This window comes from Pseudoduganella sp. LjRoot289 (assembly GCF_964252925.1).
GTDB lineage: Bacteria > Pseudomonadota > Gammaproteobacteria > Burkholderiales > Burkholderiaceae_D > Rugamonas.
Genome location: NZ_CAXUPN020000001.1, coordinates 299,555 through 323,953 on the forward strand (window position 1 = coordinate 299,555; position 24,399 = coordinate 323,953).

Genomic DNA, 24,399 nt, shown 5'->3' on the forward strand with positions numbered 1-24,399 from the left:
TCAGTTTTGCCCCATGACCCGGCGCAGGTAGAGATTGATCTGCTCCTTCAGGTCGTGCAGCGCGGAGACGTCCAGGATGAAGGCGACGTAGCCGTGGATCTGGTGCATCTCGAGGATGAAATCGATGTGCAGCATCAGCACCACCGAGGCGGCCGCGCCGCCCGAGGCGCTGAGGATTTCCTCGCTGGTGCCGACGTGGTAGGTCGGCAGCGTGCCGCGCAGTTCGCGCTCGAAAATATTGGCCAGCGTGCCGACGCAGGAATTGAGGATGATGTTGCCGATCTCGCTCATGGCCTCCTGTTCCATCTCGGTCAGCTCGGCCAGCGGCACCAGCTCGCCTACCATCAGGCGCACGATCTCCAGGCTTTTATCCTCGGGGAACATGAGGATGGCCTCGGTCTTGAACGCGCCGTCATAAGTCTGGCTGACGCCGCAGATGCGCGGCGCCTGCGAGCCGGACGACTTGTCGCGGTGGGCCAGCATGGCGGCGGCCTCGGCGCGGTTCAGGAAGCTGATCGAGGGCACCGACATCGTCACCGCCTCGTTGACGATGCCGCTCATCGCGGCGGCGGCCTGGCCGACGCCGATGTTGAATATCTCGACCAGCGCGTCGTGTTCCAGTTCGGTGAGCGCGAACATGGTCAGGCTTCCAGCGGCGCGATGAGCTGGCTGATGCGGGCCTCGGTGATCGGTTTTTCCATGAAGCCGACGCCGATTTCGGCGGCGCTGTTGCGGGTCGCGGTCTGCACGTTGGCGGTCAGCAGCGAGATGTGGGCATGCGGCAGGCGCTGGCGCAGCTGCTGGGCGGCTGCCACGCCGCCCATGCCGGGCATGTTGACGTCGATCAGGATCAGTGCGGGGATGAAGGTCTCGATTTTCTGCAGCGCTTCCTCGCCGGAGGACGCTTCCTCGACGATCCAGTTGGCGTGCAGGCTGAGGATGTACTGGCGGGCCATCAGGCGCGAGACGCGGCTGTCGTCGACTATCAGTATCTGTTTGGCGGACTCCATGAGCGATCCTGGTAGGCAATGTCTGGAAGCCCATTTTCGCATACCGCTGCGCTTTCGGCGAGTATCATCCCCGAAATAAGACGTTGCTTTGTGGTAATTGGACGATGGCGCTGCGGTGATAAAATAGCGGCACTTCCCTCTACCCACCTACTTACAAGCCATCATGACCCAAGACGAACTGAAACAAGCTGTTGCCCGCGCCGCCATCGACTACGTGGAAGGCGACATCATCGGTGTCGGCACCGGCTCGACCGCCAACTTCTTCATCGACGAACTGGCCAAGATCAAGCACCAGATCAAGGGCACCGTGGCCTCGTCCGAAGCGACCGCCGCGCGCCTGGCGGCCCACGGCATCCCGGTGCTGGACCTGAACGACGTGAGCGAAATCGCGGTCTACATCGACGGCGCCGACGAGATCACCGAGCAGGGTGCCATGATCAAGGGCGGCGGCGCGGCGCTGACGCGCGAGAAGATCGTCGCTTCGGTGTCGAAGAAATTCGTCTGCATTGCCGACGGCTCCAAGCTGGTCGGGGTGATGGGCAAGTTCCCGCTGCCGGTGGAAGTGCTGCCGATGGCGCGCAACGCCGTCTCGCGCCGGCTGGCGGCACTGGGCGGCCAGCCCAAGCTGCGCCTGAAGGCCGGCAGCGACGAAGCTTTCGTCACCGACAACGGCGGCAACATCCTCGACGTGGCCGGCCTGGCGATCACCGATCCCAAGGGCCTGGAAGCGTCCATCAACCAGATCGTCGGCGTGATCGCGGTCGGCCTGTTCGCCGCGCGCGGCGCCGACGTCTGCCTGCTCGGCACGCCCGACGGCGTGCGCACGCTGACCTACTGATTCCTCTTTTCGACCTTCACCCGGGACTTCCATGAAACGATTTCTACTGCTGCCCGTCGTTGTGCTGAGTGCTTGCTCCTACCTGCCGTTCAATAAGGACAAGGACCAGGAGGCCGAAGCGGCGCGCCGCCTGGCCGCCGCGCGCAAGCCGGTGGTGTCCGAACTGGCCAGCGACGGCAGCAGGCGCGTCGTGGTGGACGGGGTGGAGATCGAGAAGGTGGCGTTCCGGGCCGGCGTGTCGTCGGCCACGGTGGAGCGCATGGCCAAGAACGCGGGCTGCGACGGCGGCCCCGGCGCCGGGCTGGTGTCCGAGCCGGGCCCGGTCGAGGTCTACCGCATGGCCTGCGGCAGCAATGGCGGCAAGGCCTACATGGCCAGGTGCGAACTGCGCCAGTGCAAGCCTATGCAGCGTTGAAGCCCATGGTGCCGTAAGCCGCCATGCATGCGGCGCGAGCGGCTATGTACCGCGGCAAGAAAAAAGGCGCCTCGGCGCCTTTTTCCATGCTGCTTGCTGCGGAGCTCAGTCCGCCGGCGGCACGTAGCCGGCGGCCGCGTCGGCGCCCTCGCCGAAGAAGTGCTTCTCCATCTGCGTCGCCAGGTATTTGCGGGCGCGCACGTCGGCCAGGTTCAGGCGGTTTTCGTTGACCAGCATGGTCTGGTGCTTGAGCCACGCGGCCCATGCCTCTTTCGACACGGACAGGTAGATCTTCTTGCCCAGCTCGCCCGGATACGGCGGGAAGTCCAGGCCTTCGGCTTCTTTGTTCAGTTTGATGCAATGGACGGTGCGGGCCATCTTTGGTGCTCCTAAATGCGGTGATGAAAGCGTGATTATAAGGTCTTAACCAGAACCTGGGATTTGCGCTGCCAGTTGTACATGCGCTGGCGGTCTTTCGGCAGGGCGTCCACGGTGGCCGGCACGAAGCCGCGCTTGATGAACCAGTGCGCGGTGCGGGTGGTCAGCACGAACAGCTTGTTCAGGCCGAGCGCGCGGGCGCGGTTCTCCATGTGCTTCAGGATGCGCTCGCCGTCGCCCTGGGTCTGCACCTCGGGGTTGACGGTCAGGCATGCCATTTCGGCCATCTTCTGTTCCGGGAAGGGGTATAGCGCGGCGCAGCCGAAGATGACGCCGTCGTGCTCGATGACCGAGAACAGCTCGATTTCGCGCTCGATCAGCTCGCGGCCGCGCTTGACCAGCGTGCCGTCCGCTTCCAGCGGTTCAATCAGCTTGATAATCCCGCCGACGTCCTCAATTGTGGCCTGGCGCAGCGATTCCAGGTTCTCGTGCGAGATCATGGTGCCCACGCCATCGTGGGTGAACAGTTCCAGCAGGGCCGAGCCGTCCATCGCGAACGGCACGATGTGGGAGCGCTCGACGCCGTTGTTGCAGGCCTTGACGCAGTGCTTCAAGTAGAATGCGGTGGCGTCGGGCAGGAATCCGGCCTGCAGCACGGCCTCGGCCTGGTGCGAGGACAGTTCGCGGATTTCGGCACCGGCGGCGTCTTCCATCATCGGCGTTTCGGTGATGAAGATCAGTTTGTCGGCGTGCAGGGCGATGGCGGCGCTGCAGGCCACGTCTTCCATCGTCAGGTTGAAGGTTTCGCCGGTCGGCGAGAAGCCCAGCGGCGACAGCAGCACCAGGCCGTCCGAGCCGAGGATGGAATGGATGGTTTCGGCGTCCACCTTACGCGTGATGCCGGTCAGTTCCAGGTCCACGCCGTCGATCACGCCGAGCGGGCGGGCCGTGATGAAGTTGCCGGAGATGATACGGATCGCGGCGTTCGACATGGGCGTGTTCGGCAGGCCCTGGCTGAACGCGGCCTCGATGTCGAGGCGCAGTTCGCCGGCGGCCTCCTTGGCGCATTCCATGGCGGCGGTGTCGGTGATGCGTACGCCGTTGTGGAAACGGCCTTCCACATTACGCAGGGCGAGCTGCTCGGCCACCTGCGGGCGGGAGCCGTAGACGACGGTGACGTTGATGTCCAGTGCTTGCAGCAGCGACAGATCGTGGGCCAGCACGGGCAGGGCGCCGGCCGATACGAGTTCACCTGGGAAGGCGACGACGAAGGTCTTGCCGCGGAAAGCGTGGACGTAGGGCGCGACGGAGCGCAGCCATTGGACGAATTCGGTAGGGTTTTCCATTAGCCGCATTATAATTCGGTGCGCGGTTTTCGCGCCAAATACTAGTAAAAAACATGTCAGAAGCCAGCAAGAAGTCACCAAATTCCGTCACTCAGCCGAAATCCTCCGCTCCCGCCCACACTGCCGCCGCAGCGGCAGCCCCCGTTGCGGGCGTTGCAGCCCCTGTGACGCGCACGCGACAGGACGGTGCCGAAGGCCAGCGCAACCGGCCGCCGCGCGCGCCGGGCGAAGGCCGCGCAGCCCGCGAGGGCGACCGCGCGCCCGGCCAGCAGCGCCCGGCGCAAAGTGGCGAGGGGCGTGCTCCGCGCGACGCTGGCGCTTCCCGCGCGCCGCGCGCGTCCGGCCCCGGCGAGCCGCATCCGCCGCGTGCCGAAGGCGAAAGCCGTCCCCCGCGTGATGGCGCCGCCGCGCGCGCGCCGCGCACTGCCGGTGAACCGCGTCCGCCGCGTGCCGAGGGCGAAGCCCGCGCGGCGCGCGACGGCACCGCGCCGCGTTCCGCCGCGCCGCGTGGCCGTGGCGATGGCCGGCCCGGCCAGCCGCGCCCGCCTCGCACCGAGTCGGACGCCGGCGACCGTGGCGGCCGTGGCCAGCGTCCGCGCCTGACGCCGGAGGAGCTCGCCGCGCGCGAGGCCGAGGCGAACTTCCGCAATGCTATCCCGCCGATCACCTTCCCTGAAGACTTGCCGGTCTCGGGCCGCCGCGCGGAGATCGCCGAAGCGCTGCTGAAGAACCAGGTCATCATCGTGTCCGGCGAGACCGGCTCGGGCAAGACCACCCAGTTGCCGAAGATCTGCCTGGAACTGGGACGCGGCCGCAAGGGCATGATAGGCCACACGCAGCCGCGCCGTATCGCCGCCTCGTCCACCGCCAAGCGCATCGCGCAGGAACTGGGCACGCCGCTGGGCGAGAATGTGGGCTTCAAGGTGCGCTTCGCCGACACCCTGATGCGCGGCGCCTCCGTCAAGCTGATGACGGACGGTATCCTGCTGGCCGAAACGCAGACCGATCCGCTGCTGAAGAACTACGACACCATCATCATCGACGAGGCCCACGAACGCAGCCTGAACATCGACTTCCTGCTTGGCTATCTGAAGCAGCTGTTGCCGCGCCGTCCGGACCTGAAGATCATCATCACTTCGGCGACCATCGACGCAGACCGCTTCTCGCGCCACTTCGGCACGTCGGAAAAACCGGCGCCGGTGATCGAGGTGTCGGGCCGCCTGTACGCGGTGGAAGTGCGCTACCGCCCGGTCGAGCGCGACCAGGTCGCCATGGGCGGCCCCGGCGCAGCGAATCCCTCGCCGCAGCAGGGCAAGGCCGCCGCCGCGCGCGAGAAGCGCGACCTGATGGACGCCGTGATCGACGGCGTGGAGGAAGTGTGCCGCATCGGTTCGGGCGACGTGCTGGTGTTCCTGCCCGGCGAGCGCGAGATCCGCGACGCCGCCGAAGCGCTGCGCAAGCACCATCCGCCGCACGTGGAGATTTTGCCGCTGTTCGCCCGCCTGTCGGTGGAGGAGCAGGAGCGCGTGTTCCGCACCTCCAACGCGCGCCGCATCGTGCTGTCGACCAACGTGGCCGAGACTTCGCTGACCGTGCCCGGCATCCGCTACGTGGTGGACGCGGGCCTGGCGCGCGTGAAGCGCTACAGCTACCGCAACAAGGTCGAGCAGTTGCAGATCGAACCGATCGCGCAGTCCGCCGCCAACCAGCGCGCCGGCCGCTGCGGCCGCGTGGCCGACGGCGTCTGCATCCGCCTGTACGACGAGCAGGATTTCCTGCAGCGCCCGAAATTCACCGAACCCGAGATCCTGCGCTCGTCGCTGGCCGCCGTCATCCTGCGCATGAAGTCCCTGCACCTGGCGGACGTGGAAACCTTCCCCTTCATCGAGCCGCCGATGGCGCGCGCGATCGCGGACGGCTACCAGCTGCTGCAGGAACTGGGCGCGGTCGACGAGTACAACCAGCTCACGCCTTTGGGCGGCAAGCTGGCCAAGCTGCCTCTGGATCCGCGCGTGGGCCGCATGATCTTGGCCGCGCACGACAACGCCTCGCTGACCGAAGTGCTGATCGTGGCGTCCGCGCTGTCGGTGCAGGATCCGCGCGACCGGCCGGTGGAGCACCAGCAGGCCGCCGACGAGGCGCACAAGAAGTTCGCCGACGAGAAGTCCGAATTCCTCAGCTATATCAAGATCTGGCGCTGGTTCGAGGGGGCGATCGAGCACAAGAAGACCAACCGCCAGCTGCAGGAAAACTGCCGCAGCAACTTCCTGTCGCAGGTGCGCCTGCGCGAATGGCGCGACGTGCATTCGCAACTGCTCACCATCGTCAAGGAGCAGGGCTGGCGCATGAACGAGGCGCCCGCCACCTACGAGAACCTGCACCTGGCGCTGCTCACGGGCTTGCTGGGCAACGTCGGCTTCAAGGGGGAAGACGAGCCGGGCGCGGGCTTCCTGGGCGCGCGCGGCATCAAGTTCCACATCTGGCCGGGCTCCAACCTGCTGAAGAAGCCGGGCAAGTGGATCATGGCGGCCGAGCTGGTGGACACGTCGCGCCTGTACGCGCGCTGCGTGGCCAAGATCGAGCCGGAATGGCTGGAGAAGGTCGGCGGCCACCTGCTGAAGAAATCTTGGGGCGAGCCGCGCTGGGAAAAGCGCAGCGCCCAGGTGACGGCGTCGGAACGCGCCACCCTGTACGGCCTGGTGGTGTACAGCCAGCGCCGCATCAACTACGGCGCCTTCAACCCTGAGGAGGCGCGCGAGATCTTCATCCGCGACGCGCTGGTGGGTGGCGACTACGACACGCGCGCACCATTCTTTGCGCACAACCACAAGCTGGTGAAGGAGATCGAGAACCTGGAGCACAAGTCGCGCCGCCTGGACGTGCTGGTGGACGATGAACTGATCGCCGCCTTCTACGACAAGCTGGTCCCGGCCGACGTGGTGAACGGCGCCGGTTTCGAGAAGTGGCACAAGGAGGCCACCGCGGCCGAACCCAAGCTGCTGTTCCTGAACCGCGACGAGCTGATGCGCCACGAGGCGGCCGGCGTGACCACCGACCTGTTCCCGAAGACGATGATGGCGGCCGGCCTGGAAATGGCGCTGACCTATCACTTCGAACCGGGCAGCGTGCGCGACGGCGTGACGCTGGCGGTGCCGCTGTATGCGCTGAACCAGCTGTCGCGCGAGCGCAGCGAGTGGCTGGTGCCGGGCATGCTCAAGGAGAAGGTGCATCTGCTGCTGAAGTCCCTGCCGCAGAAGCTGCGCCGCCACTGCGTGCCGCTGCCGGACTACGCGGCCAAGTTCTGCGAGCGCGTACAGGAGGCCCAGGCCTTTGGGCGCGGCGATTTGATCGACGCTATCATCGCCGACATCCGCAAGCAGATCACCATCGGCGTGCTGACCACGGACTTCAAGCCGGAGACGCTGCCCGCGCACCACTTCATGAACTTCAAGGTGATCGACGAGCATGGCCGCCAGCTCGACATGGGGCGCAACCTGGCCACCTTGCAGGCCGAATACGGCACGCTGGCGCGCCAGAGCTTCCAGAAGATGGCTGAGGCGACATCGCCGTCCGGCACGCAACTGCGCGCCGGAACGCTGGGTGGCGCCGCCGGCGCCGGTACTTCGGGGTCCGCAGGCGTTGCAAGCCCCAGCGGTGCCGCTCGCGGCGGCGCTGCCGGGGGCATCGGTGCAGGCAAGGCCGCGCACGGGGGCATTGCCGCCGACGCGGCGCGCGGAGCCGGAGCAGGAACTGCCCCGGCTGCAGGCAATGGCGGCAAGGGCGGTGGACAGGCCGCTGCGGCCGGCGCGCCACCGGTGCAGTCCGCCACCACCGGCATTAGTGCCTGGACCTTTGGCGAACTGCCCGAGATCCTGGAAATCGTGCAGGGCAAGCTGACCTTGATCGGCTTCCCCGCGCTGGTGGACAAGGGTACGCACTGCGACCTGGAAGTGTTCGACGACCCGACCGTGGCCGAGCGCACGCACCGCGTCGGCCTGCGCCGCCTGTTCGCGCTGCAGATGAAGGACCAGATCAAGTTCGTTGAAAAGAGCATCCCCAACCTGCAACAGATGGGCATGCAATTCATGTCCATGGGCACGCAGGAGGAGCTGCGCGACCAGATCATCAACAAGGCGCTCGACATCGCCTGCCTGCAAGACCCCTTGCCGACCGACGCCGCCACTTTCGCCAAGCGCAAGGACGAGGGCAAGTCGCGCCTGGTGCTGCTGGTGAACGAAGTGGCGCGGCTGCTGTCGCAAGTGCTGACCGAATTCCACGGCTTGCCGAAACGCCTGCAGGGCATCAATGCGCAGGTGGCGGCCGACATGCAGGCGCAGTTGCAGGGCCTGGTGCACAAGCGCTTCCTGCTCGAGAGCGACTACGCGCAGTTGGCGCATTTCCCGCGCTATCTGAAGGCGATGAATGTGCGGCTGGAAAAGCTGCGCGCCGACCCCGCGCGCGACGCCAAGCTGATGGCCGACTGGCAGCTGGCCGCCACGCCGTTCCAGCGCCTGCTGCGCGACAAATCGGCCGGCCGCAACACGGATCCGAAACTGGTGGAATTCCGCTGGATGCTGGAAGAGCTGCGCGTGTCGCTGTTCGCGCAGGAACTGCGCACGCCGATGCCGGTGTCGGTCAAGCGTCTGCAGAAGGTGTGGGAGTCGATGCAGCGCTAACACAGGTGCGCGTGGCGGTCCGACGGGTAGGGTGCGCGGCAGGATGGCCAACGCAGTCCCACCTGCCGGCCATCCTGTCTTCTCCGCGCATGGAAGGTGCTGCCACAGCCGCCCCTGCGCGGGAAATGCGACTGTATCGGCAGTTTAATCTGTGATCCGGTGCGCTGGCGCACTGATGGGCAACTGCTGCCAGGCTATATTGCACTGCAACATAGTGAAGGGAGTATCGCATGGCCAAGCCCATCTTTGGCGCACGTTTGCTGCGCAGCCTCACCAAGGCAGGAAAATCGCAGCAAAAGCTGATGACTCAGCTGTTCGCGGCGCCCACGGCGAAAGCCAAACCCAGGAAGAAAACCGCCAAACCGGCAAAAACTGTGGCTACGGCAAGGTCCCGGGCCGCTCCCGTCTCGGCCGCCAAGCCGCAGGTGAGCCGGGCTCCTGCGGCGCCGGACGGCATGCCGCTACGCCAGCACGCGCGGCCGAATGTCAGCGTGTTGCCGGGCCGGTGGCTGGCATCGCACTATGCTGCAATGCCGCAGGCGGGGCAGGTTCCCAGCCAGCCGATGAGCTATTGGCTGTACCTGCCGCAGTACGCGCCCGAGGCGGCGCGGCGCGCCGGCCTGCCGCTGGTCGTGATGCTGCACGGCTGCCACCAGAGCGCCACGCAGTTCGCGCAGGGCACGCGCATGAACCGGCTGGCGGAGCAGAAGGGATATGCCGTGCTGTATCCGCAGCAGCTGGCGAGCACGCAGGCGCACCGCTGCTGGCGCTGGTACGACAAGGCCACGCAGGAGGGCGGCGGCGACACCGCGCTGATCGCCGCCATCATCGCCAAGGTATGCGGCGAGTATGCGATCGACCGCAGGCGCATCTATGTGTGCGGGATTTCGGCGGGGGCGGGCATGGCCAACATCCTGGCCTTGAACCATCCCGACATGATTGCGGCCGTGGGCCTGCATTCGGGGCCGGCTTATGGCGGAGGGCACAGCACGGTTGGCGCGCTGACGGTGATGCAGCACGGCGCCGGGCCGCAGGCCGCCATCGCGATCCGCCAGGTGCTGGCGCGCCGTCCCGGCTTCCCTGTGATGCCCACCATTTTGATCCAGGGCGAGGGCGACAAGGTGGTGCGGCCCATCAACCAGACGCAGCTGGTGCAGCAAAGCCTGCTGCTGAACCGCTTGCCGGCGGGGACGCAGGTGAACGTGGTGGAGCGCGCCAGGGTGGGGCGCACCCGCCTGGCGCACGAGATACGCGACTACAGCGCCGGCGGCAAGGTGCTGCTGCGGGTGGCGCGCATCGCCGATCTGGAGCACGCTTGGAGCGGCGGCGATCCGGCGCTGTCGTTCAACTCCAAGGCCGGCCCCGACGCCAGCAAGATGATGCTCGATTTCTTCGCCAAGCACCGACGCCTGAAAGCCTGAGGCGTTTTATTCCTCCGGTGTTTCCTTGTCGGCGTCGGCGTCGGCTTCGGCTTTGCCGCCGACCTTGACGCCGCGCCGCGCCAGCCCCTCGCGCAGCAGGAATTCGATTTCCGCGTTCACGCTGCGCAGGTCGCGCGCCGCCAGGCGCTGGAGTTCATCCCACAGCGCCGGATCGATACGGAGCGGATACGCTTTTTTGCCAGGGCTTGCCATGCTGTTCTGCCGCTAGTTGTACAGCGTGCCTGTGTTGATGATGGGCTGGGTTTCCTTGTCCGAGCATAGCACCACCAGCAGATTGCTGACCATGGCCGCCTTGCGTTCGGCGTCCAGTTCGACGATGTCGCGTTCGGCCAGGCTTTTCAGCGCGGCCTCGACCATGCTCACCGCACCGTGCACGATCTTGGTGCGGGCGCTGATGATGGCCTCGGCCTGCTGGCGGCGCAGCATCACTTGCGCGATTTCCGGGGCATAGGCCAGGTGCGTCAGCTTGGCATCCAGCGTTTCCACGCCGGCCGCTTCGAAGCGCGCCTGCAGTTCCACCTTCAGCGCCTGCACCACGACATCCATGCCGGCGCGCAGCGTGGTCTGCCCTTGCGACAGGTCGTCGCCGTCGTCATAGGCGTATTGCGAGGCCAGATGGCGCAGCGCGGTCTCGGCCTGGACGGCGACGTAGCGTTCGAAATCGTCGACCTCGAACAAGGCCTGGGCGGTATCGCGCACGCGCCAGACCACGGCGGCGCTGATCTCGACCGGGTTGCCGCGCTTGTCGTTGACCTTCAGCGTGGGCATGTTCAGGTTGCGGGCGCGCACCGACAGGCGGCGCTTGACGTAGAAGGGAAAGGCCCAGCGCAGGCCTTCGCCGCGGTCGGTGCCGATGTATTTGCCGAACAGCGTCAGGACGGCGGTCTGGTTCGGCTGCAGCATGTAGAGGCCGGCGAGGCAGACGACGCCGACGATGGTCGCGAGGACAAACACGAGCGGATGCATGCCGCCCCGCAGCGTCAAACCGGCGAGCGCCAGCAGGCCGACCCCGCCCGCTGCGGCCAGGTAGCCGTTGGTGGAAGTGAACGCCGTTTCGCGGCGGGTGTGGTCAGAACTCATGCTGGTCCCCTCGTGGTTGTGACATCAAAGTGATATCACTTTAGGGCGACGCGGAATTGATGTCAAGTAAATTATCAGCAAATAAAGACTGCCGGGTTGCAAGACATGGCGCCGCGCGTCAGCTTGTGAAGGCCACGTGCGTCCAGTGGACGCCGTTGTCGCGGTTGTGTTGCTGCACAGATCCACGGTGGCCGCTGAAGATGGACCGCAGGCCGTGCGTGGCCGCCAGCGCGATGGTTTCTCCGCCGCTGACGTCGAACATGCGCCGGCCGGGCGGCACCGGCCCATGCCGCAGCGAGATGATGAGCGTGCCGCCCGGCCGCAGCAGCGCGGCGACCGCAGGCATGGCTTGCTGGCGCTGCTGCGCGTCCAGGTGCATCCAGACGGCAGTCACCATGACCAGGTCGAACGTTGCGCGGCGCGCGCGCAGCACGGCCAGGTGGGGCAGGCTGTCGTCCAGCCATTCGATACCGGGCGCGTCGTGCAGGGCGATGCCGGGGATGCGCAGTGCGCTGGTGGGTTCGACCGCCACCACCGTGTGCCCCATGGCCGCGAAAGCGGCCGCGTCCAGGCCGATGCCGGAGCCGATGTCGGCGACGCGGCTGGGCTGCTGCGGCAGCAAATGCATGACGATGCGGTGGTGCTCTTCGAACGGCGTGCCCTGCCATTGCTCCAGCAGGATGTGCGCCGTCTCGGCGTAGCCTTCGGTGCCGCTGACGGGGCTGGCCATTACAGGAAGAAGGCCAGCGCTGCGACCGCCGTCGGCGGCAGCGCGCCCAGCAGCAGACCGATGGCGCCTATCGATTCGTCCTGGAAGCCGCGCCGCAGCAGCGACACGCCGGCCGGGTTGGGCGCGTTGGCGATCACCGTCAGGCCGCCGCCTGCCACGGCGCCAGCCACCAGCATGTATTGCGCTTGCGGCGCCATGCCGTCGATCAGCGAGCCGAGGTAGGTCAAGGCGGCGTTGTCGGTGATGGCGGTCAGGCCCAGCGCGCCGAAGAACAGCGCCACCGGCTGCAGGCTGGACACGATGGGCTGCAGCCACCATTGCTGCATGCCGCCCAGCACCACCAGCCCGGCCAGGAAGAAGCCCACCAGCAGGCCTTCCTTCAGGATCAGCGGCTGCTGGTAGCGCTGGTAGGCCTGGGTGAAGCCGAGGAACAGCAGGAACAGGCCGAGGAACATCACCGGATGGTGGGCCAGCAGCACCACCGCCGCCAGGAAGCCCAGGTGGATCAGCGACACCAGCAGCGGAACTTGGGACTGGGCGCCTTCGCTGGACGTTGCCGGCGCCGGCTGCAAATGGCGCTTCAGCACGAAGCTGATGGCGGTAGCGTTGACCAGCACCGCCAGCGACGCTTTCCAGCCGAACTGGCTGGCCATGAAGGCGCTGTCCCAGCCCCAGGTGGCGGCCACCATCAGCACGGGCGGCGCGGCGTAGGAGGTCAGCGTGCCGCCTATCGACACGTTGACGAACAGCACGCCCAGCGCGGCGTATTTCAGCCATTCTGGTATGCCGTCGCGGAACACCAGGGGTGCCAGGGTCAGCGCGGCCAGGGTCATCGCCGCCGGCTCGGTGATGAGCGAACCGGTCAGCGGCACCAGCGCCATGCCCAGCCAGGCCAGCGCCACCTCGGTGCGCATCGGCGCCAGCCGCGCCAGGGTCTGCAGGGCGCGCTGCACCACGTTCAGCACCGGCCACGAGGCGGCCACCACCATCACCACGAACACGAACAGCGGCTCGGTGTACTGGCGCGACTCGGCGTAGGCGATGGCGTTCTGGCCGCCCGCCACGATGGCCATCACGGCGATCAGGATGGCGGCCCAGAAGCCGAACACCACTTCCACTTCACCCAGCAGGTGCAGCAGCCCGGCGTGGCGCGGGTGGCGGTGGGCCAGCACTTCGAAAGATTTGGCGGCGAAGGTGTGGAGCAGCGCGAGCCCGAACAGGATGGCGCCGATAAGCTGGATGGTGGTCATTTGGATCCATAAAAAATGATGGCTTCGAGCATCTTACAGCATGAGTAACTTTTCCAGTTTGGCAAAGGAAACCAAGTAAACCTTGCCAAAACCGGGTCCAAATAGTACTGTGTATTAATACAGTATTTTGGATGTTTCAATAGCCATGCCCCTCACCGCATCCCTCACCGCATCCCTCACTGCGCCAGAAAGCCTGCACCCGTCCTTGTGGCTGGCGTCGCAGCTGGCGCATGCGGCCACGCGCTGCCTGGACACCGGTTATGCGGCGCTGTCGGCGCAGTTGCCGGGCGGCGGCTGGCCGCTGGGCACGCTGACGGAACTGCTGTTGCAGCAACATGGCATCGGCGAAATCCGTTTGCTGCGCCCGGCGCTGGTGGCGGCCGCGCAGCGGCAGGTGGTGCTGCTGGCGCCGCCGCAAATCCCGCAGGGGCTGGCGCTGGCTGCGCTGGGCCTGCCCCCGGCGCAAATGATCTGGATACGCGCCACCGGAAAAAGCGGCGACGCGCTGTGGGCGGCCGAGCAAGTGCTGCGCAGCGGCTGCTGCGGCGCGCTGCTGCTGTGGCAGCACAATATACGCAGCGAAAACCTGCGCCGGCTGCATCTGGCGGCGCAAAGCGGGGATACGCTGTTTTGCCTGATGCGTCCGCTGGCGGCCGCGCAGGATGCTTCGCCCGCGCCGCTGCGGCTTGCGCTGCGGACCGCGCCCGGCGGCATCGATATCGAATTCGTCAAACGCCGGGGGCCGCAGCGCGACACGCCGCTGTTCCTGCCACTCCCACCTTCTTTGCTACAGCGTCATGCGTCTCTGGATCGGCCTCTACCTGCCACGGCTCCCGCTCGAAGTCTTCTGCCCCAGCTGGTCGGAGGATAGCTGCAGCGTGGTGCTGGAGCAGGAAGGGGTGCTGGCTGTGTCGCCGCATGCCCATGCCGCCGGCGTGCGGGTGGGCATGCGGCGAGGCGGCGCGCTGCTGATGGCGCCGGACGCGCAGTTGCACGAGCGCGCGCCGCCGCGCGAGGCGGAGGCGCTGCATGCGGTGGCGATGGCCTTGCTGCGCTACACGCCGCAGGTGGCCGAGGCGGAGGAGGGCACGCTGCTGATCGACATCGGCGCCAGCCTGCGCCTGTTCGGCGGCATAGTCAAGCTGTGCAAGCTGGTGCGGGACAGCATGCGGGCGCTGGGTTTTACCGCCGTACTGAGCTGCGCGCCCACCGCGCGCGGCGCCTGGCTGTTGGCGCGCAGTGGGGGCGGACGTTCTTTAACAATCGCATCGATGACGCGGCGCCTGGCGCGGCTGCCCAGCGGCCTGCTGCCGCCGGCGCGGCCTTTCCTGAGCTGGTTCGAGGGCATGGGCTGCCTCAGCTTGGATGACCTGCGGCGCCTGCCGCGTCCCGGCCTGCAGCGCCGCTGCGGCCGCGCGCTGCTCGACATGCTGGACGCGGCCCACGGCGAAGTGCCGGAGATGCACGAGTGGATAGAAGCGCCGCCCACCTTCAGCGCCAGGCTGGAACTGTTCGACCGCATCGAGCACGCCGACGCGCTGCTGTTCGGCGCGCAGCGCCTGCTGCAGCAAATGGTGGGCTGGCTGTGCGCGCGCCAGTTCGCGGTCGAGCGCGTCAGCCTGCTGCTGGAGCATGAACGGGGCAGGGTGGCGCGGCCGGCGACGGCCATCGAACTGGTGTTGGCCGAGCCGGCGTGGCGCGACGACCATCTGCTGCGCCTGCTCAAGGAACGCCTGGGCAAGACCGAGCTGGCGGCGCCGGTGATAGGCTTGTGCCTGGAAGCTTTGCAAGTGCGGCCCATGCTGCCGCCGACCGACTCGCTGTTCCCCGAACCGGGCGGCAGCAAGGAGGACCGCGAGCGGCTGTTCGAGCTGCTGGTGGCGCGGCTGGGCGAGGACAATGTGCTGAAGGCCGCGCCGCAGGCCGATTACCGGCCCGAGCAGGCCAACGCCTGGGTGCCGGTGCACGACAAACTGCGCGCCGCCGATGCGCGCGCGCGCCTGCCGCCGCACGGCCTGCCGCGCCCGGCCTGGCTGCTGCCCAAGCCGATCGCGCTGCTGATGCGCGACCACCGGCCGTTCTACATGTCGCCGCTGCGCATGGTGTCGAACGCCGAGCGCATCGAGGCCGGCTGGTGGAGCGAAGGGCAGACGCGCGACTACTTCATCGCCGAGGGCACGGACAACGCGCACTACTGGGTCTACCGCGAGCGCCTGGGCGGCAAGGAAGGCGAAGCCGAGCCGCGCTGGTATCTGCACGGCTTGTTCGGCTAGACTGTGGCATGGCCATCACCACGGAATCATCATGCGAGCGGAACGACACGAATTTACCGGCGCCAGCGGCCACCGCCTGGCGGCCCGGCTGGACGCCCCGGACGGCGACGCCAAGGCGTACGCGCTGTTCGCCCACTGCTTCACCTGCGGAAAGGACGTGATCGCCGCCAGCCGTATCGCGCAGGCGCTGACCGGGCACGGCATCGCCGTGCTGCGTTTCGATTTCACCGGCCTGGGCGCCAGCGAGGGCGAATTCGAGAACACCAATTTCTCGTCCAACGTGGCCGATCTGGTGGAAGCGGCCGATTTCCTGCGCGACAAATTCGCCGCGCCGCGCATCCTGATCGGCCACAGCCTGGGCGGGGCGGCGGTGCTGGCCGCGGCCGCCAGCGTGCCTGAGGCCAAGGCGGTGGTGACCATCGCCGCGCCGGGCGAACCGGCTTATGTGACCAATATGTTCAGCGCCCACCTGGAGCAGATTGCCACCGAGGGCGAGGCGCAGGTGCAACTGGCGGGGCGGCCGTTCCGCATCAAGCAGCAGTTCGTCGAGGACGTGGGCGGGCACAGCCTGCGCGAGCATATCGCGGGACTGCGCAAGGCTTTATTGGTGATGCACGCGCCGGGCGACGATACGGTGGCGGTGCGTAATGCGATGGACATTTTCACGGCGGCGCGCCACCCGAAAAGTTTTATCTCGCTGGACGACGCCGACCACCTGCTGACACGGCGCGAAGACGCCGTGTACGTGGCCGATCTGATCGCGGCCTGGAGCAGCCGCTATCTGTAGAAACTATCTGTGGAAACGATGGAAAGGCAGGGGCTTATTCGTCGAATTCGGATGTCAGGTCTTTCCAGCCCTTGCGCACGGCGAAGGGCAGGAACTCGTCCGGCGTGTCGAGCACGATCAGTTTCTTTTCCTGCACCACGGGATCGCCCGCCGTCACGTCCGGTCCCGCGTAGCCCAGGCTGCGCAGGTGGGCGCTGATCTCGGCCAGCAATTTCTTGTCCTTGTGCAAACCGTCGGACGCCGGGGCGGCCAGGTCCACGTACAAGTCGATGACGCCGTAGCCCTCGTCGAAAATGCGGAGGGCTTTGATGTCGATGGCGCGGCCGGCGCCGTCGGTGGCCTTGAAAGGGCCGCTGAGCTGGATGTCGGTATCTTGGTTCATGCCCGCAGCATACACCAAATCCGGCGCGGCGCCCTCCTGCCATCCGGCTCAACCGGCCGGGATGGCAGGAGCCGCCGCCGGTGAGCCCTGCGGCGTGCTGACTTCAGTACTTATTTCACTGCCGACAGGATGGCCTGCAGACGGTCCGGCGTGTCGGCGATGCGCTCCAGGCGCGGATACTTCAGGCCGCCGTGGTAGTCGATCAGCAGCGTACGGTACTTGCTGCCCTTCTTGACCAGCAGCTCGATCGGCTTGGCGCCGGTTTTGGCGGCGGTGACGGCGGCGCGCAACACGTCCGGCTTGTAGGCGGTGCCGTTGACGGCCAGCACGGTGGTGCCGCCGCCGATGCCGGCCTTGAAGCCCGGGCCTTCCCATTGCAGCGCCTCGACCTTGCCTTCGGCGGTCAGCGAGAAGCCCAGCGAGTACTGGAAGTCCGTCATCTTGCTGCGCTCCTCCGCCGCCTTCAGGTAGGGCGTCGCGGTCTCGGCGTAGACCAGTTTCCAGCCGGCGCGGGTCAGGCCGTCCAGCGGCGCCGGGCCGGTGCCGTCCAGGCGGCTGCGCAGGAAGCCGGCCCAGTCGAAGGGCTGGATCGCGTTCAGCGCCTTCACCACATCCTCGAAAGTGTAGTGGTTGGCCACGTAGGCGCTGTTGTCGATGCCGAAGAAGTTGCGCGCGAAGTTGTCCAGCGACTTGCTGTCGCCCGACATCTCGCGGATCTTGGTGTCCACGTCCAGCCAGATCAGGGCGCCCTCGTTGTAGTAGTCCTCGCCGCGTTGCCAGCTGGTCCAGCCTTGCGGCCGGCGGCCGTTGATGATGGGGTCGTTGGTGGTGTCCTGCACCGGACGCCAGCTGCGGCCCAGCATGTTGTCGTAGCGGGCGGCGGTGGCGGCGAAGATGTCGCGCACACTGTCCAGCTTGATCATGCCCGAGCGCGCGGACAGCACCTGGCCCCAGTACTGGGTCTGGCCTTCGTACACCCACAGCAGGCTGTTCTGCAACGGGGTGTTGAAGTTGGGGACGTTCTGGTCGGCCGGGCGGCGGAATTTGCCGTTCCACGAGTGCGTGAACTCGTGCGGCAGCAGGCCGCGCACCGACTCGGCTTTGGCCCAGTCGGTGAAGTAGTCGAGCTTGACGCCGTTTTCGCTGGACTGGTGGTGTTCGCGGCCGATGCCGCCGAATTCCTCGCTCAGGGCCAGCAGGAAATCGTAGTGCTGGTAGTGGTAGGAGTTGAACAGTTTGTAGGCCTGCTGCACCATGGCGCGGTGCAGTTCGATCTGTTCCGGCTTCGCTTCCACCGCCTCGGCCGTGTCGGCCACCACGTTCAGGTACACCGGCACCTTGGCGCCGGGGTCGAGGTCGTAGCGCTTGAAGTAGCGGCCGGCGAACAGCGGCGAATCGACCATGGTTTCCAGGTCGAGCGGCTTGAATTGCACGGTGTCGCCCTTGCGGTCGGCCTCTTCCAGCGCGCTGCCGTATTGCCAGCCTTCCGGCAGGGTCAGGCTGGGCTGCACGGTGATGCGGCGCGCGGAGTGGCCGGCCGGGTACAGCACCATCGAATGCCACTGGATGCCCAGGATCTCGCCGGTGATGGTGGTGCGGCCCTGGTTCGCCTCGGTCGGCGACAGGTACTGGTATTCCACGTCCACGCTCTTGGCGTCGCGCGGCACCTCGATGTGGAAGGCGTGCACGTTGACGGTGTCGCGCTTCCAGGCCAGCGGCTTGCCGTTGGCGCTCAGCTTGAGGCCTGCGAACTGGTTCAGCGGGCCGCTGGGGCCGTGGTTGGCCGGCACCCACTGCGGATACAGCAGGGTCAGCTTGCCCGGCTTGGCCGGGATGCTTTCGGTGATGCGGAAAATCTGCTGCGCGGTGTTGGAAGCGTCCACCTTCAGCAGGATGGTGCCCGGGTAGGACTGGTCCACCGGCGTCGGGATGGTGTCCGCTGCCGCCTTGGCGCGGGCGTGCAGAAGAAGACTGGATGTCACCAGCAGTGCCAGCAGGGATTTGTGCATCAGGGTCATGGCGCGATGGCGTCGAGGTCGAAAGACGCCGAGTGTAGCATGCAGGAAACGACGAATTTGTTTCAAAGTGTGTCGCTAAAAATTTGAAAAGCAGCCCTTGAAAGACGGGTGCCGCAGCCGTATATCGGATTCAGCGGTTGCCCAGAAGGGGACCGCCAGACCATATCGCTTAACTTTGAAAGGATATTTATCATGCGTACTTTTGACCTTGCACCACTGTATCGTTCCGCTATCGGTTTCGACCGCCTGGCCCAGCTGCTGAACGACGCCCAGCGCGGCGACGCCCAGCCCAGCTATCCGCCGTACAACATCGAACTGGTCTCCGAAGACCAGTATCGCATCGTGATGGCGCTGGCAGGCTTCAACCGTTCGGAAATCGACATCACCAGCGAACGCGACACCCTGCACATCGTGGGCCGCAAGCAGCGCGACGGCGTGGAGCGCACCTATCTGCACCGCGGCATCGCGGCGCGGGACTTCGAGCAGCGCTTCCAGCTGGCCAACCACGTGAAGGTGACCGGCGCGGCATTCGACAACGGCATGCTCACCATCGAACTGGTGCGCGAAGTGCCGGAAGCCTTGAAGCCGCGTAAGATTTCCATCGACGGCACCGACAACGTGACCGCGCTGGAGCAGCGCCAAGCCGCCTGAGCGGTGATGGTTGTTGAGTAATGGCTGAGTAGCAGCTGAGTAGCAGCTGAGTAGCAGTGAGTAGTACCGACTGGCCGGGCAATCCGGCCAGTTGCACGTCCGGCGTGCAATGGCGGTCATGGCGGCAATGATGGCAACGGCGGCAATGGTGGCAACGGTGGCAACGGTGGCAATAGTGAGCAACGGCCATCAATAGCAAGCAATCGTAAGCAATGGTAAGCAACCGTAAGCAAACCGCGCGTTAAGCGGCACCTAAGTCTCCTGCCCCATATTGGTCACATCGATTAAGCCCCAACGTATTTAAAATCATCATTCGTCAGGAGTGCAGAGATGAACAAACAACCTGTTTCCGTAACCATGAAACGCGGCGTGCTGGCCCTGGCCGTGCTCGGTGCCCTGGGTGCCGGCGGTGCGGTGGTGGTGCAGCAGAATAACGCCAACGCCGTCGCTCCGCAGACCGCGCCCTTGGCCGTGCCGCCTGCCGCTGCCGCCGCGCCGGCCAACACCGCCGTGCCGGTGGCAGCGCCCATGATCGCCATGCCCGACTTCAGCGTGATCGCCGAGCGCAACGGCCCCGCCGTGGTCAACATCAGCGTCACCGGCAGCACCAAGACCGGCTACGACGGGGCCCAGGCACGCGGCCGCGATCCCTTCGGCGACGACCCCTTCTTCGAATTTTTCCGCCGCTTCCAGCAGCAGCCCGGCCAGCCGCGCGGCGAGCGTCCCATGCCTTCCCACGGCGTCGGGTCCGGCTTCATCATCAGCCCGGACGGCATCATCCTGACCAACGCCCACGTGGTGCGCGACGCCAGCGAAGTGACCGTGAAGATGACCGACCGCCGCGAATACCGCGCCAAGGTGCTGGGCTCGGATCCGAAAACCGACGTCGCGGTGCTGAAAATCGACGGCAAGAACCTGCCGGTGGTGCCGCTCGGCCGCACCAGCGACCTGAAGGTGGGCGCCTGGGTGCTGGCCATCGGTTCGCCGTACGGCCTGGAGAGCACCGTCACGGCCGGCGTGGTCAGCGCCAAGGGCCGCTCGCTGCCGGACGACAGCTATGTGCCCTTCATCCAGACTGACGTGGCGGTCAACCCCGGCAATTCGGGCGGCCCGCTGTTCAACACGCGCGGCGAGGTGATCGGCATCAACTCGCAGATCTACAGCCAGACCGGCGGCTACCAGGGCTTGTCCTTCGCCATCCCGATCGACGTGGCGACCAAGATCAAGGACCAGATCGTCTCCACCGGCAAGGTCGCGCACGCCAAGCTCGGCGTGACGGTGCAGGAAGTGAACCAGAGCTTCGCCGATTCCTTCAAGCTCGACACGCCCGAGGGCGCGCTGGTGGCCAACGTGGAACCGGGCGGCCCCGCCGACAAGGCCGGCCTGAAGCCGGGCGACGTGATCCGCAAGATCAACGGCCAGAAAATCATCGCCTCGGGCGACCTGCCGGCCATCGTCGGCCTGGCCATGCCGGGCGACAAGGTGACCCTGGAGGTCTGGCGCCAGGGCAAGGCGGTCGAGCTGAGCGGCAAGCTGGGCAACGCGGCCGACAAGGTGGCCGGCAGTTTGGCCGATGGGGCGCGCCAGGACGACAGCGCCAGCAGCAAGGTCAAGCTGGGCCTGTCGCTGCGCCCGCTCGACCCGCTCGAGAAGCGCCAGTCCGGCATCGCGTCCGGCCTGCTGATCGAAAACGCGGCCGGCGCGGCGGCCTACGCCGGCGTGCAGCCGGGCGATGTGCTGCTGTCGGTGAACGGGCGCGCGGTCAACTCCATCGACCAGGTGCGCGACGTGATGTCCAAATCCGACAAGTCGGTGGCCTTGCTGATCCAGCGCGGGGATGAGAAGATCTTCATTCCGGTGCGCATAGGCTAACATGCGGCTTAATCACAACAAGGAATAAGCATGCGCCTGCTGCTGGTGGAAGACGATACGATGATAGGCGAGGTGGTGCTCGACCTCTTGCGGGCCGAGCACTACGCGGTCGACTGGGTCAAGGACGGCGACATGGCCGACACCGCCCTGCAGACCCAGACCTACGACCTGGTGCTGCTCGACCTGGGCCTGCCGCGCAAGGACGGCCTGGAAGTGCTGCGCTCGATGCGCTTGCGCAAGGAGCTGACCCCGGTGCTGGTGGCCACCGCCCGCGACGCGGTCGACCAGCGCATCGCCGGCCTGGACGCCGGGGCTGACGACTACGTGCTCAAGCCCTACGACCTCGACGAGCTGCTGGCGCGCATCCGCGCGCTGCTGCGCCGTTCGGCCGGCCGAGCCGAGCCGGTGTTCGAGCACAAGGGCGTGTCGATCAACCCGCAGACGCGGGAAGTGATCGCCAACGGCCAGAGCGTAAACCTGTCGGCGCGCGAATGGGCGGTGCTGGAGGCGCTGATCGCGCGCCCCGGCATCGTGCTCTCGCGCGCCCAGCTGGAGGAAAAACTGTACAGCTGGAAGGATGAAGTGAACAGCAACGCGGTGGAAGTGTACATCCACGGCTTGCGCAAGAAGCTGGGCAGCGAGCTGATCCAGAACGTGCGCGGCCTCGGCTATATGGTGCCGCGCGTATGAAGGTGTCGGTGGCGTCCATGTCGCAGTCCGTGTCGCAGTCGGTCTCGCACTCCTTGCGCGCGCGCCTGCTGTGGTTCCTGCTGGCGGCCATCGTGCTGGCCGCGATGGCCCAGGCCTTCATCGCCTACCGTAGCGCGCGCAGCGACGCCGACGAGATTTTCGACTACCACATGCAGCAGATGGCGCTGTCGCTGCGTTCCAGCGCGCCGCTGTCCAACCACGCCGACGGTCCGGCGGCCGACCCCGGCAACGACGACATGGTGGTGCAAGTGTGGACGCCGGACGGCGTGCAGGTGTTCCGTTCGCTGTCCCGCGCCGAACTGCCGCAGCGCGCCGTATTGGGCTTTTCCAATGTGCGCGTGAACGGCGCCACCTACCGCATCTTCTCGGTGCAGACCAGCAACCAGACCGTGCAGATCGCGCAGGACATGGCGGTGCGCCAGCGCATGGCGGGCGCGCTGGCCCTGCGCACGGTGGCCCCGATCGCCCTGATGGCGCCGCTGTTGATGCTGGTCGTGTGGTGGGTGGTCAGCGGTTCGCTGGCGCCGGTGTCGCGCGTGCGCAAGCAGGTGGCGGCGCGCCAGGCCGACGACCTGTCGCCGGTGTCGGAAAACGATTTGCCGGACGAGGTGAAACCGCTGGTGCAGGAACTGAACCTGCTGTTCGGCCGCGTCAAGACCGCCTTCGAGGCGCAGCAGCATTTCGTGGCCGACGCCGCGCACGAGCTGCGCTCGCCGCTGGCCGCGCTCAAGCTGCAGGTGCTCAGCCTGGACCGCGCCGAGGACGCCGACGCGCGCGCGGTCGCGGTCGGGCGCCTGACGGCCGGCATCGAGCGCGCTACGCGCCTGGTCGAGCAGCTGCTGGTGCTGGCGCGGCAGGAGTCCGGCGGCGCCGAACAGAAGTTCGACAGCGTCAACCTGGCCGACCTGGCCAAGCGCACCTTGGGCGACATGGTGGGCGCGGCGCAGGCGCGCGAGATCGACCTGGGCCTGCAGCACGCCGACGAGGCCGTCGTGGCGGGGCAGGGCGACGCGCTGCTGATCCTGCTGCGCAACCTGGTCGACAACGCCATCAAATACACGCCGGCCGGGGGCACGGTGGACGTCGAAGTGCGCCAGGGCGACAGCGGGCGCGGCCCGGTGCTGTGCGTCGAGGACAGCGGCCCCGGCATTTCGCCGGAGGAGCGCGAGCGCGTGTTCAGCCGCTTCTACCGCGTGCCCGGCAGTTCGGCCGGCGGCAGCGGGCTGGGCCTGGCCATCATCAAGGCCATCGCCGAGCGCCACGGCGCCACCCTGGCGCTGGAGCAGTCCGGGCGGCTGGGCGGGCTGAAAGTGAAAGTCGAGTTTCCCGTAACAGGAAAGGCTGTGTCCGGCTAGAATGGCGTTTTGACCTGGCAGCGGAGCAGCGCATGAAGAAGATCGGCTTTTCGGGCACCCTGGACCCCATCACCAACGGCCACATGTGGGTGATCGGCGAGGCCCGCACCATCGCGGAAGAGGTGGTGGTGTTCCTGTCGGAGAACTCGACCAAGCAGCCCAAGTTCTCGGCCGAGCAGCGCAAGGACATCATCCTGCTCAGCTGCGCCGAGCGCGGCTGGGACAATGTGCAGGTGCAGATCGTGAAAAGCGACTACACCGCGCGCGTGGCCAAGAAGCACGGCATCGACTACCTGATGCGCGGCATCCGCACCACCGCCGACTTCGACTATGAAAACCTGATCCAGCAAACCAATGTGGACGTGATCGGCGGCGCCAAGACGCTGTTCGTGATGCCGCCGCGCGACCTCGGTTCGGTCAGCTCCAGCTTCGTCAAGGCGCTGGAGGGGCCGGTGGGCTGGAACTGGACCATGAAGAACTTCGTGCCCGCGCCGGCCTACAAGGCCTGGATCATCAGCTGGCTGCGCAAGGAGTGGGATGCGCTGTGGCAGGGCGGCGCCGCCGACCCGGCCGCCGCCGCCAACGCCGAGCAGTGGTTCGAACGCCTGACCGGCCCGGGCGCCTACGGCGGCGCCGGGCGCCACTACCACAACCTGGACCACCTGGTGCACGGCCTGGCCGAGATCCGCACCTGGAGCGCCAACGTCGGCCCCGCGCGGCGCGATGCCGACCAGGTGCGGGCGGCGTTCTGGTTCCACGACGCGGTGTACGAGCACGCCGCCAATGGCATCTCGAGCGAGGAGGCCAGCGCCCAGCTGTGGCTGGCCAGCGGCCTGGGCCCGGACATCGCGGCCGACGTCGCCGCGCTGATACGGGCCACCGACCACTTCCAGAGCGCCGGCGTGGCCCACCCTTTGAAGGAAACCATGCTCAGCGTGGACCTGGCCATCCTGGGCCAGAGCGAGGACGTGTACCGGCACTACACGCAAGGCATCCGCGCCGAATACCGCCACGTTTCCGACGACCGCTACGCCACCCAGCGCGGCCAGGTGCTGACCTATCTGCGCCACAAGGCCGAAGCCGGCACCCTGTTCGGCGACCCCTTCTTCGCCGACCAATACAACGCACAGGCCATCGCCAACATGAGCGATGAAATCGCCGGGCTGTAAGGGCCGGCGAGCGGCC

General features: G+C 66.8%; 22 protein-coding genes. 12 read left to right on the top strand and 10 right to left on the bottom strand.

All coding sequences use genetic code 11. The features are described 5' to 3' along the window. Together ACSQ8Y_RS01290 and ACSQ8Y_RS01295 are read right to left on the bottom strand one after the other, a co-directional pair. Positions 1 to 639 (bottom strand): chemotaxis protein CheC, encoded by a 639-nt coding sequence (locus ACSQ8Y_RS01290; RefSeq protein ID WP_436264664.1) that lies wholly within the window; start codon positions 637 to 639, stop codon positions 1 to 3. Positions 640 to 641: 2 nt separating this feature from the next. After that, positions 642 to 1,010, bottom strand: a complete 369-nt coding sequence (locus ACSQ8Y_RS01295) for a response regulator (protein WP_436264665.1) — start codon at positions 1,008 to 1,010, stop codon at positions 642 to 644. Positions 1,011 to 1,173: 163 nt separating this feature from the next. Here ACSQ8Y_RS01295 and rpiA point away from each other — a divergent pair, with 163 nt between their 5' ends. Then, on the top strand, positions 1,174 to 1,848 hold the full coding sequence (gene rpiA, locus ACSQ8Y_RS01300) for a ribose-5-phosphate isomerase RpiA (RefSeq protein ID WP_436264666.1): 675 nt from the start codon (positions 1,174 to 1,176) through the stop codon (positions 1,846 to 1,848). A gap of 31 nt (positions 1,849 to 1,879) precedes the next feature. Then, the gene (locus ACSQ8Y_RS01305) at positions 1,880 to 2,263 is read left to right on the top strand and encodes a hypothetical protein (protein WP_436264667.1); all 384 of its coding nucleotides are present in this window, start codon (positions 1,880 to 1,882) and stop codon (positions 2,261 to 2,263) included. 105 nt (positions 2,264 to 2,368) lie between these two features. Here the strand turns inward: ACSQ8Y_RS01305 and ACSQ8Y_RS01310 are convergent, their stop codons facing one another. Together ACSQ8Y_RS01310 and argA are read right to left on the bottom strand one after the other, a co-directional pair. Further along, positions 2,369 to 2,641 carry an oxidative damage protection protein gene (locus ACSQ8Y_RS01310; RefSeq protein ID WP_436264668.1) on the bottom strand — a complete coding sequence of 91 codons (273 nt, stop codon included), beginning with the start codon at positions 2,639 to 2,641 and terminating at the stop codon, positions 2,369 to 2,371. Positions 2,642 to 2,676: 35 nt separating this feature from the next. Further along, positions 2,677 to 3,987 carry an amino-acid N-acetyltransferase gene (gene argA / locus ACSQ8Y_RS01315; protein ID WP_436264669.1) on the bottom strand — a complete coding sequence of 437 codons (1,311 nt, stop codon included), beginning with the start codon at positions 3,985 to 3,987 and terminating at the stop codon, positions 2,677 to 2,679. A 164-nt stretch (positions 3,988 to 4,151) separates the two neighbouring features. On the opposite strand from argA, the gene hrpA reads away from it, so the two are divergent. Further along, complete coding sequence (gene hrpA, locus ACSQ8Y_RS01320; RefSeq protein WP_436264670.1) at positions 4,152 to 8,663, top strand: ATP-dependent RNA helicase HrpA; 4,512 nt, start codon at positions 4,152 to 4,154, stop codon at positions 8,661 to 8,663. Positions 8,664 to 8,893: 230 nt separating this feature from the next. Beyond that, positions 8,894 to 10,084, top strand: a complete 1,191-nt coding sequence (locus ACSQ8Y_RS01325; RefSeq protein ID WP_436264671.1) for an extracellular catalytic domain type 1 short-chain-length polyhydroxyalkanoate depolymerase — start codon at positions 8,894 to 8,896, stop codon at positions 10,082 to 10,084. Positions 10,085 to 10,090: 6 nt separating this feature from the next. Here the strand turns inward: ACSQ8Y_RS01325 and ACSQ8Y_RS01330 are convergent, their stop codons facing one another. The 4 genes from ACSQ8Y_RS01330 to ACSQ8Y_RS01345 all read right to left on the bottom strand — a co-directional run bounded on the left by ACSQ8Y_RS01330 (position 10,091) and on the right by ACSQ8Y_RS01345 (position 13,165). Next, positions 10,091 to 10,297, bottom strand: a complete 207-nt coding sequence (locus tag ACSQ8Y_RS01330) for a hypothetical protein (protein ID WP_436264672.1) — start codon at positions 10,295 to 10,297, stop codon at positions 10,091 to 10,093. Positions 10,298 to 10,309: 12 nt separating this feature from the next. Continuing rightward, the gene (locus ACSQ8Y_RS01335; protein WP_436264673.1) at positions 10,310 to 11,185 is read right to left on the bottom strand and encodes an SPFH domain-containing protein; all 876 of its coding nucleotides are present in this window, start codon (positions 11,183 to 11,185) and stop codon (positions 10,310 to 10,312) included. Positions 11,186 to 11,303: 118 nt separating this feature from the next. After that, on the bottom strand, positions 11,304 to 11,915 hold the full coding sequence (locus tag ACSQ8Y_RS01340) for a class I SAM-dependent methyltransferase (protein ID WP_436264674.1): 612 nt from the start codon (positions 11,913 to 11,915) through the stop codon (positions 11,304 to 11,306). Further along, positions 11,915 to 13,165 carry a putative Na+/H+ antiporter gene (locus ACSQ8Y_RS01345; RefSeq protein ID WP_436264675.1) on the bottom strand — a complete coding sequence of 417 codons (1,251 nt, stop codon included), beginning with the start codon at positions 13,163 to 13,165 and terminating at the stop codon, positions 11,915 to 11,917. The genes ACSQ8Y_RS01340 and ACSQ8Y_RS01345 overlap by 1 nt, the downstream gene beginning before the upstream one ends. A gap of 145 nt (positions 13,166 to 13,310) precedes the next feature. Between ACSQ8Y_RS01345 and imuA the strand changes: the two genes are divergently transcribed. The 3 genes from imuA to ACSQ8Y_RS01360 are packed head-to-tail and all read left to right on the top strand — an operon-like array spanning position 13,311 to position 16,225. After that, positions 13,311 to 14,036 carry a translesion DNA synthesis-associated protein ImuA gene (imuA, locus tag ACSQ8Y_RS01350; protein ID WP_436264676.1) on the top strand — a complete coding sequence of 242 codons (726 nt, stop codon included), beginning with the start codon at positions 13,311 to 13,313 and terminating at the stop codon, positions 14,034 to 14,036. Further along, a complete protein-coding gene (locus ACSQ8Y_RS01355; protein WP_436264677.1) occupies positions 13,963 to 15,438 on the top strand; it encodes a Y-family DNA polymerase in 1,476 nt (491 codons plus the stop codon). The genes imuA and ACSQ8Y_RS01355 overlap by 74 nt, the downstream gene beginning before the upstream one ends. 31 nt (positions 15,439 to 15,469) lie before the next feature. Beyond that, positions 15,470 to 16,225 (top strand): alpha/beta hydrolase family protein, encoded by a 756-nt coding sequence (locus ACSQ8Y_RS01360; RefSeq protein ID WP_436264678.1) that lies wholly within the window; start codon positions 15,470 to 15,472, stop codon positions 16,223 to 16,225. A 34-nt stretch (positions 16,226 to 16,259) separates the two neighbouring features. Here ACSQ8Y_RS01360 and ACSQ8Y_RS01365 read toward each other — a convergent pair whose 3' ends face one another. Together ACSQ8Y_RS01365 and ACSQ8Y_RS01370 are read right to left on the bottom strand one after the other, a co-directional pair. Further along, the gene (locus ACSQ8Y_RS01365; RefSeq protein ID WP_436264679.1) at positions 16,260 to 16,607 is read right to left on the bottom strand and encodes a hypothetical protein; all 348 of its coding nucleotides are present in this window, start codon (positions 16,605 to 16,607) and stop codon (positions 16,260 to 16,262) included. Between the two features lie 110 nt (positions 16,608 to 16,717). Further along, on the bottom strand, positions 16,718 to 18,616 hold the full coding sequence (locus ACSQ8Y_RS01370; protein ID WP_436264680.1) for a M61 family metallopeptidase: 1,899 nt from the start codon (positions 18,614 to 18,616) through the stop codon (positions 16,718 to 16,720). 201 nt (positions 18,617 to 18,817) lie between these two features. Between ACSQ8Y_RS01370 and ACSQ8Y_RS01375 the strand changes: the two genes are divergently transcribed. The 5 genes from ACSQ8Y_RS01375 to coaD all read left to right on the top strand — a co-directional run bounded on the left by ACSQ8Y_RS01375 (position 18,818) and on the right by coaD (position 24,383). After that, entirely contained in the window at positions 18,818 to 19,276 is a 459-nt protein-coding gene (locus ACSQ8Y_RS01375) for an Hsp20 family protein (RefSeq protein WP_436264681.1), read from the top strand. A 330-nt stretch (positions 19,277 to 19,606) separates the two neighbouring features. Next, on the top strand, positions 19,607 to 21,148 hold the full coding sequence (locus ACSQ8Y_RS01380) for a Do family serine endopeptidase (RefSeq protein WP_436264682.1): 1,542 nt from the start codon (positions 19,607 to 19,609) through the stop codon (positions 21,146 to 21,148). Positions 21,149 to 21,178: 30 nt separating this feature from the next. Then, on the top strand, positions 21,179 to 21,838 hold the full coding sequence (locus ACSQ8Y_RS01385) for a response regulator (RefSeq protein WP_436264683.1): 660 nt from the start codon (positions 21,179 to 21,181) through the stop codon (positions 21,836 to 21,838). Further along, entirely contained in the window at positions 21,835 to 23,214 is a 1,380-nt protein-coding gene (locus ACSQ8Y_RS01390; protein WP_436264684.1) for an ATP-binding protein, read from the top strand. Before ACSQ8Y_RS01385 ends, ACSQ8Y_RS01390 begins: the two co-directional genes overlap by 4 nt. 32 nt (positions 23,215 to 23,246) lie before the next feature. Then, positions 23,247 to 24,383, top strand: a complete 1,137-nt coding sequence (coaD, locus tag ACSQ8Y_RS01395) for a pantetheine-phosphate adenylyltransferase (RefSeq protein ID WP_436264685.1) — start codon at positions 23,247 to 23,249, stop codon at positions 24,381 to 24,383. Positions 24,384 to 24,399: the final 16 nt, after the last annotated feature.